The sequence below is a fragment of the Oleiphilus sp. HI0128 genome, from assembly GCF_001635365.1.
Map to the genome: position 1 here is coordinate 1 of NZ_LWGG01000741.1, position 7,902 is coordinate 7,902.

Consider the following 7,902-nt stretch of genomic DNA (forward strand, 5'->3'; position numbering starts at 1 on the left):
ACTTCATGGCCAAGCTGGCTGCACTGGTACCCAAGCCGCGCGTCAACCTCACCCGATTCCACGGAGTCTTCGCACCGAACAGCAAACACCGTGTTCAGGTCACACCGGCTAAACGCGGAAAAAAGCCTGACAAACTAGAAGCAGCCGATACTGACTGGCTCGATAAGACCCCTGAAGAGCGGCACCACGCCATGACATGGATGCAGCGACTTAAGCGAGTCTTCAATATTGATATTGAGGTTTGCGAGCACTGTGGAGGGCATGTCAAAGTGATTGCCAGCATTGAGGATCCGGACATAATCGAGCAGATTCTTAAACATCTCAAACAGAAGGCGGCCAAAGCCGATACTAACCATCACAACCAGCCGCCAGAGCGAGCCCCACCACTGACTCCCAGCCTGTTCGGCCCATCGCAGACTCGTTTATTTAATTGACGCTCCTAAGCTCTCAATCCATGTACTGTCAGCCTTTGCGGCAGGCCGGTGGGGCAACTGTCGGCTAAAGATCCATTCGCCAGGCACTTTTCGGTCAAATCGACCAAAATACGACCTTCTTTGGGCGCTGTGAAGCTAAATTCCGGGGCTTAGGCAATAAAAATGAGCGGCAATTTCGGGTATGCTACTTCATCCGAAGGGTGAAAAGGTGCTTTAAACGTCCTATACGCCTCAATTCGCCTTCAACGTGCCGGTAGCCGTACAAAATCGAAGCGGCAAAGGTGTGTGGCAAGTAAAAGGCGTCATGCTATTCATTTTTATCACTGACTTTTTGATAATGATGCTGAATGCTTTGCTGTCAGCTATCTATTTCTTTTAGACTACTCTATCGACAAGGCTTAGGAGACTTCTACCATGATTAAAGCATATGCAGCGTTTGAAGCAGGTGGTGAACTAAAACCATTCGAATACGATCCTGGTGATTTACCAGACGACCAAGTTGAAATTGCCGTCGAGCACTGCGGCATTTGCCACAGTGACCTAAGCATGCTCAACAACGAATGGGGAATGACCCAATACCCTTTTGTGCCCGGGCATGAGGTGATCGGCAAAGTGAACGCCATCGGTAAGCGCGTTAAGTCGATTCAAATTGGACAGACTGTCGGCTTAGGCTGGCACTCTGGCTACTGCATGAGCTGCTCGTCCTGCCATAGCGGCGACCATAACCTTTGCGCTTCAGCCCAAGGAACCATCATCGGTCATCACGGCGGATTTGCTGACAAGGTACGCGCGGAAGAAAGTAGCGTCGTTGCCTTACCCGAGGGTTTTGAAGAGCCTTCAGCCGCCCCTTTGTTTTGTGCTGGCGTGACCGTTTTCAATCCACTTGTTGAATACAACATTAAACCCATCGACACCGTTGGCGTCATTGGGATTGGTGGACTAGGCCACTTAGCCCTACAGTTTTTACGTGCCTGGGGCTGTGAAGTCTGGGCCTTTACCTCATCTGAAGCTAAAAAAGCTGAAGCCCTAGAGCTTGGTGCGCACTATACCGTTGACTCCAAAAACCCTGACGAACTCAACGCTCTGGCCGGCAAGTTTGACTTGGTCTTATCCACCGTTAATGTGAAACTCAAATGGAACCAATACGTCAATACACTCGCCCCCAAGGGCAAGCTACATTTTGTCGGTGCGACACTTGAGCCTTTAGATCTTAACGTATTTTCATTGATGGCCGGTCAACGCTCAGTGTCTAGCTCTCCTGTTGGGAGTCCGCAAGCACTGCGCAATATGTTGTCATTTGCAAAGCGACACGACATTAAACCCAAGGTTGAGCACTTCAAGTTCGACCAAGTCAATGAAGCGATAGCCAGACTTGAGAGTGGCAAGGCGCATTACCGAATTGTCTTAAGCAAATAGGAAATTAGAATGTCCAAAGTTAGTATCGATTTCCCGGATTACGCTCACTTCTCGATGTCGCAATCAGTTCGGATACAGGACGTAAATTACCGTAAGCACCTCGGCCATGACAAATTAGTCTCGATGATTCATGAAGCCAGGGCTGCTTTTTTTGAATCGATAGGTATATGTGAACTTGAAGACAGCGCTCAAGGCTACATTCTGGCAGACCTGCAAGTCATGTATATCGACGAGGCTTTTTTTGGTGATGAATTGGTATTTGATATTGCTGTCACGGAGGTGTCGAATAGAAGCTGCCAAATGCTCTACCGAGTCAGCAAAGCCACAGATGACAAAGATAAGCCAAAAATCATTACCTTGGCAAAGACCGGTGTGGTTTTCTATGACTATGAGCAAAGAAAGGCAATTTCAGTGCCGCAGAGTATTGTAGTGTTCTAATTTCTGCATCAGTTAATTTTCCAGGTAATCGACGTCTCTGCATAAGGGGTAACTCCTAAATCGAACTGAGAATTACCCCCAATTTACCCCCTAATAAAAATATGCAAGGGGTAAAGCATGACTGAATCTGACGCAATTGACCGGATATGAACGTACCTGAAAGGCGACAACCTACGCTAAGCCACTGTAAATATTGGACTTTGACAGTACTTGACTGTAATTGAATGAATCTGACTGAAATGAGTATGGTGCCCGGGGCCGGAATCGAACCGGCACGTCCCGAAGGACGACAGATTTTAAGTCTGTTGCGTCTACCAATTTCGCCACCCGGGCTTTGGGGGCTTTTACATTTAACACCAAAGGGATGCTAAATGGAGGCGCGAGCCGGAGTCGAACCGGCCTACGTGGATTTGCAATCCAGTGCATAACCGCTTTGCTATCGCGCCTTTAAACTTGTACTAAACAAGAGCTTCAAATTCTACCATAGGATTGCAGCAATCCAGTGCACTCTTGTTAATCGGGCAGAGCCCTAAGCGCTTTGCTATCGCGCCTTTAAACTTGTACTAAACAAGAGCTTCAAATTCTACCGTAGGATTGCAGCAATCCAGTGCACTCTTGTTAATCGGGCAGAGCCCTAAGCGCTTTGCTATCGCGCCTTTAAACTACACCGTAAACTATATCGATAAATCTTTATAGTCCACTAACAAAAAACCTCGGATAAATCCGAGGTTTTTTAGAATTTGGAGCGGGAAACGAGATTCGAACTCGCGACCCCAACCTTGGCAAGGTTGTGCTCTACCAGCTGAGCTATTCCCGCAGATCACTTCATATTTCATTGCAACACTCTAGTAAAAAACAACTTTGCGTTGCCTGTGTTGCTGAAGTGGCGCATATATTAACGGATTCGATTTAAGAGTCAAGCAATGTTTAAGAGAATAATTCACTTTTTTTCAGCTATCTATTTTCCGAGAAGCAGATCGATTATTTTTTATACCAAAGCAGTAATACTTACTCCGCTTCTAACTCTCTTCAGAGAATAAGTGCTCCCACGATGCTGTGAGATATTGGTACATTGACCATAGCGTAAGAATCGATGCGAAGTATATAAGGCCAATCCCAGACCAATAAAACCAGTCAGATTCAGGGCCTAGCAACAACAGCATAATGGAGCCCATCTGGCACATAGTTTTTAGCTTACCGATGAACGACACCGCAACATTATCACGTTTGCCCTGCTCTGCCATCCACTCTCGCAAGGCTGAAACGACAATTTCACGCCCAATAATAATCATCGCTGGAATCGTCACCCAGACAGAGTAATAGCTTTCGATTATCACCGCCAAGGACATTGCCACCATCAGTTTATCTGCGACTGGATCAAGAAAAGCACCAAAGGGTGTAGTCTGGTTCCACTTTCTTGCCAGGTAGCCATCAAGATAATCCGTACAACCTGCAATAAAAAATAACGCTGCAGCTAAGATGGCACTCGATTCTATCGGCAAGTAATACGCTACGACAAAAACCGGAATAAGAACAATTCTGGAAACGGTAAGGATATTTGGTAAATTCATGAAAACTTCTAGCTGCCTTAGTAATACTTTATTTACGAGCTATGGAGCGTCAAATAGATATGCTCTGCCAAACTCGTGCTAATTCCTGATACTTTTGCTATTTCTTCGGTCGACGCCTTTTTGATATTCGAGACGCTACCAAAATACTGCAGCAACGCTTTTCGCCTCTTAGCCCCTACCCCTTCAATATTCTCTAACGTTGATTGACGCCTTGCCTTATCTCTACGATTCCGGTGCCCGGTAATCGCAAAGCGGTGGGCTTCGTCCCGTATTTGCTGAATTAAATGCAACCCCGGATTATCAGAAGCACAGTCTATCGTTTTTAAGTGGCCAGCCTTTTCAGGTATTAGCAATGTTTCAAAGCCGGGTTTACGCGTAACACCCTTGGCAACGCCAATTACATTAAGATCTGACAAGTTTAACCTGTCGAAGACCTCAAGTGCCAGATTTAGTTGACCTTTGCCACCATCAATTAAAATCAGGTCTGGTCGTTTATCGGGGTTATCTTTCAATGCCTTGTAGCGCCTTTCCAGTGTCTGACGCATTGCAGCGTAGTCATCCCCTCCGGTAATACCTTCAATATTATAGGTCCGATAGTCCGACTTCATTGGCCCCGCCTCATTAAAGACAACACAGGAGCCCACTGTTTTTTCACCTGAGCTGTGGCTAATATCAAAGCACTCCATGCGTTTGGGTCGATCCTCAAGCTGCAGTAGTTCCGCCAGAGCATCGAACTTATGAAACATGTTTTCTTTATTAGCCAAGTGCGTTTGCAGGGCATTTTCTGCATTCGTGCTCGCTAGCTTAAGCCATTGCGCCTTTAATTGTTTCACCTTGGTAGAGATTTTCACCTTCTTACCAACTACCTGCTCGATGGCTTCGGTAATCAATGCCTGATTACTCAATGATTCGTTTAGAACAATCTCTCCCGGAATATCTCTAGACTCATTCTGGCCAATATAATATTGCTCGACAAAGCTCGACAGCATTTCATTATTGCTCATCTCCAGAGACAACTTGGGGAAGTAGTTCTTATGGCCAAGAATTCGCCCGTTACGCACATAAAGCATTGATGCTACAACCGAGCCGCCTTTTGCTACGAGTACAACTACATCCAGGCTCTGCGTCCCACCCTCGGCAGACTGGCTTTCCTGAACATGTCGAAGATGCTCAATCTGATCTCTTATCTCTGCGGCCTCTTCGAACTTAAGCTCTATAGAAGCCTGCTCCATTTGCGAAATAAGCCTACGGATTAATTCAGGACTCTTTCCCTGCAGAAACATCTCAACACTTTTAACATCTTCCAGGTACTCTTCGTGACTAACCAAACCGACACACGGAGCTTTGCAGCGTTTTATCTGATACTGAAGACAAGGGCGAGAGCGGTTGTTGTAATAGCTATCATGACATTGGCGAACCTTGAAGATTTTCTCAAGCATGTTCAGGCTTTCTTTTACTGAACCAGAGCTTGGAAAGGGCCCGAAATAACGTCCAACCTTCCCTTTGCTACGCGCCCTTTTCATGGATAATGAAGGGTATTCTTTATCGCTTGCCAAATAGATATAGGGGTAAGACTTATCATCTCGCAAGAGAATATTGTACGGGGGCTTAAGGGTCTTTATCTGATTCTGTTCTAGAATCAGCGCTTCTGTCTCGCTACGGGTTAGCGTGACTTCTATTTTAGCGATTTTGCTGACTAGCGATTGAGTCTTAAGAGACAAACCCTGACGAGCAAAATAACTGGAAACACGTTTTTTGAGATGCTTTGCCTTACCAACATACAGTATGCTTCCGTCACTACCATACATACGGTAGACTCCCGGACTTGTAGTCAATCCAGATAAAAAGCTTTTAGAGTCAAATGAGGAAGATTCTGAGAAGGATTCTTGCAGATCAATTGGGTCGGTCGACATCTAACAAACCATTTCGCACAGCAAGCAAGGTCAATTCAACATCACTGGTGATATCCAGCTTTTCAAATATCCGATAGCGATAACTATTTACTGTCTTTGGGCTCAGACAAAGCTTGTCTGATATGCTCTGAACTTTCTGGCAATCCATAATCATCGTGGCAATCTGCAGTTCTCGCTCAGACAAACTGTCAAAAGGAGACGAGTTCGCTTTACCTAAGGCCATAGCCTGTGCAATATCAGGGCTAATATAACGCTCGCCGCTATGAACTTGCTTGATTGCCTTGATCATCTCAGAAATATGGCTGTTCTTCGAAACATATGCCGAAGCACCCGATTCTAAAACGTGGCTTGGGTAAGGATCATCAATACAAGCTGTTACAACTACGACTTTTGTTTGCTCATTTTGACGCTTTAGCCTTCGTGTTGCCTCTAGCCCACCAATGCCGGGCATTTTGAGGTCCATCAAGACAACGTCAGGGGAATGTTCGCGCGCTTTGCTTAAAGCATCTTCACCAGAAGATGCTTCACCGACTACCTCAATCGCACCGTCATCAAGCAACATACGCGCAATACCTGCACGAATCAGATCATGATCATCAACGACTAAGACTTTTATCAAAATAAATCACCCGCGAAAGCAACTAGAATTGTTAGACAATGAACGCGGAGATTATACAGCAATGCTTGTTAGTTTTGGTGACGAATTCAAGGTTTTCATCTTAAACCCCTGAGAATCAAGCCATTGAGAAGCTTCAAATTCACTCAAGCATACCGACGTTGCATAGGGGTGCTTAACCTTGAATATTTCTTCGAACTGATAGAGCAAGTGACTTCGGTTATTGCTACTAAATACAACAGCAATAGCCTTCATTCCTTTAATATAAGACCAAGCATTAAGCGCCTTTAGTGTTTCGATTTGAAACGACTCGGATAGAAGCATATCCATGCCCTTCAAGTTGATCACACAAGCCCACTCTCGGGTAAAATAGCGGTGAACCAAGCGTTTGTAACTAGCGACATAGTCTAAGGTATTCCCCTCATTCCATGTTCCAAGCATATCGATCGTCAAGATATCGTGCTTTGCATCGATCACAAAATTGGTTGTCTCTACGCGGCTCCCGCCTTCAGCGCTAGAACTCGGAGATGAGATAAAAGTAGACATGGCATTTCTCAACATTCAATTACAATTTACACAGCACTTAACAAAAGTGTATGTCATCACAGCAATATAGCGAGCTTTACCAACAAAAAAACATAAATAAATTTAAGTTAGACATAAAATCACTAATTTTAGAAGTACTTCACTAACTCCAACTCTAAATAATCTTCGTCTCTAAGGCCGTAGGTTTTCAATTGATTGTCACTTTCGGCGCCGTGAAACACGCGCGCCTCAATATTCAATTTAAGATCACTCGCCAAACGCTTATTCGCCTCGAATGAAAACATTATTTCCTCAGTACGCGGATCAACTATAAAGCCAGTTAGGATTTCAGAAGAGTCTTCATCATTAAAGGCATAACGCCATCCGGCAAAAATATCTCGTTCAAAAGCGTGAGTTGCGCGCTCTTTACGGTCATCAAACATATATTCCAATACCCACCCCAGATCAGCAGAGCTTTCGAAAATACCGACTTGAGTATATTCGAAGCCAAATACTGCGGCGCTATATCTGCTGTCAAAGCCAGAATTGGTTATCCCCTCAAACTTTAATAGCCAGGAGTCATAAATATACTGTAGTTCAATACCTGTCTGGTCAATCACTGAATAGTAAGGAATGAGCTTAGCGACAACACCGTTAACAACCGAACCACCATAATTAGCTTCTCGACTAGTGCCCGAGAAGTGCGACAATGCAAATTCAAGCTCACCAATGTAATGAGAATATCTGATCGCAACATCGTTGCGCCATTCTTTAGCGCCAGATTCGTAAAACGCTTCATCATTGCTTACAGTCACGGGGGTAGCCGACAAGCGACCATCTTCACCAACAAAGGTTCTTTCGCGAAAGTAAGGTAGCCAGAAAAGATCTACCGTTCCCCAGTCTCGTTCAAGTGAAAACTTAAGCATCGCCTGACCGAGTTTGTCTTCGCCATCAGGGTTTTCGACGCTGTCACTTTGATTAACGATATC

The 7,902-nt window shown here is 45.1% G+C and carries 6 protein-coding genes, 3 tRNA genes and 2 pseudogenes; 3 read left to right on the forward strand and 8 right to left on the reverse strand.

What is annotated here, in order from left to right:
• The 3 genes and pseudogenes from A3763_RS09605 to A3763_RS09615 form a co-directional block, all read left to right on the forward strand.
• Positions 1-434, forward strand: a pseudogene (locus A3763_RS09605) (IS91 family transposase); the annotation flags it as partial.
• Positions 435-848: 414 nt separating this feature from the next.
• A complete protein-coding gene (locus A3763_RS09610) occupies positions 849-1,850 on the forward strand; it encodes an NAD(P)-dependent alcohol dehydrogenase (RefSeq protein ID WP_068515794.1) in 1,002 nt (333 codons plus the stop codon).
• 9 nt (positions 1,851-1,859) lie between these two features.
• Positions 1,860-2,288 carry a thioesterase family protein gene (locus tag A3763_RS09615; RefSeq protein ID WP_068514211.1) on the forward strand — a complete coding sequence of 143 codons (429 nt, stop codon included), beginning with the start codon at positions 1,860-1,862 and terminating at the stop codon, positions 2,286-2,288.
• A gap of 246 nt (positions 2,289-2,534) precedes the next feature.
• Here A3763_RS09615 and A3763_RS09620 read toward each other — a convergent pair.
• From A3763_RS09620 to A3763_RS28555, 8 genes and pseudogenes are all read right to left on the reverse strand, one after another.
• Positions 2,535-2,621, reverse strand: a tRNA-Leu gene (locus tag A3763_RS09620).
• Between the two features lie 39 nt (positions 2,622-2,660).
• A tRNA-Cys gene (locus A3763_RS09625) sits at positions 2,661-2,734 on the reverse strand.
• 295 nt (positions 2,735-3,029) lie between these two features.
• Positions 3,030-3,105, reverse strand: a tRNA-Gly gene (locus A3763_RS09630).
• Between the two features lie 202 nt (positions 3,106-3,307).
• Positions 3,308-3,859, reverse strand: coding sequence for a CDP-diacylglycerol--glycerol-3-phosphate 3-phosphatidyltransferase (pgsA, locus tag A3763_RS09635; protein ID WP_068515797.1), 552 nt, complete (start codon positions 3,857-3,859; stop codon positions 3,308-3,310).
• A 32-nt stretch (positions 3,860-3,891) separates the two neighbouring features.
• Positions 3,892-5,772 carry an excinuclease ABC subunit UvrC gene (gene uvrC / locus A3763_RS09640; protein ID WP_068515799.1) on the reverse strand — a complete coding sequence of 627 codons (1,881 nt, stop codon included), beginning with the start codon at positions 5,770-5,772 and terminating at the stop codon, positions 3,892-3,894.
• A complete protein-coding gene (gene uvrY / locus A3763_RS09645) occupies positions 5,753-6,391 on the reverse strand; it encodes a UvrY/SirA/GacA family response regulator transcription factor (RefSeq protein ID WP_068515802.1) in 639 nt (212 codons plus the stop codon). The genes uvrC and uvrY overlap by 20 nt, the downstream gene beginning before the upstream one ends.
• A 51-nt stretch (positions 6,392-6,442) precedes the next feature.
• Positions 6,443-6,934 (reverse strand): hypothetical protein, encoded by a 492-nt coding sequence (locus A3763_RS09650; protein WP_068633771.1) that lies wholly within the window; start codon positions 6,932-6,934, stop codon positions 6,443-6,445.
• Positions 6,935-7,062: 128 nt separating this feature from the next.
• Positions 7,063-7,902: pseudogene (locus A3763_RS28555) on the reverse strand (hypothetical protein); the annotation flags it as partial.

What these genes read in the sequence shown, in the direction of transcription:
- A3763_RS09610 (WP_068515794.1), top strand. Translation starts at nt 849, where the DNA reads ATGATTAAAGCATATGCAGCGTTTGAAGCAGGTGGTGAACTAAAACCA.
- A3763_RS09615 (WP_068514211.1), top strand. Translation starts at nt 1,860, where the DNA reads ATGTCCAAAGTTAGTATCGATTTCCCGGATTACGCTCACTTCTCGATG.
- pgsA (WP_068515797.1), bottom strand. Translation starts at nt 3,859, where the DNA reads ATGAATTTACCAAATATCCTTACCGTTTCCAGAATTGTTCTTATTCCG.
- uvrC (WP_068515799.1), bottom strand. Translation starts at nt 5,772, where the DNA reads ATGTCGACCGACCCAATTGATCTGCAAGAATCCTTCTCAGAATCTTCC.
- A3763_RS09650 (WP_068633771.1), bottom strand. Translation starts at nt 6,934, where the DNA reads ATGTCTACTTTTATCTCATCTCCGAGTTCTAGCGCTGAAGGCGGGAGC.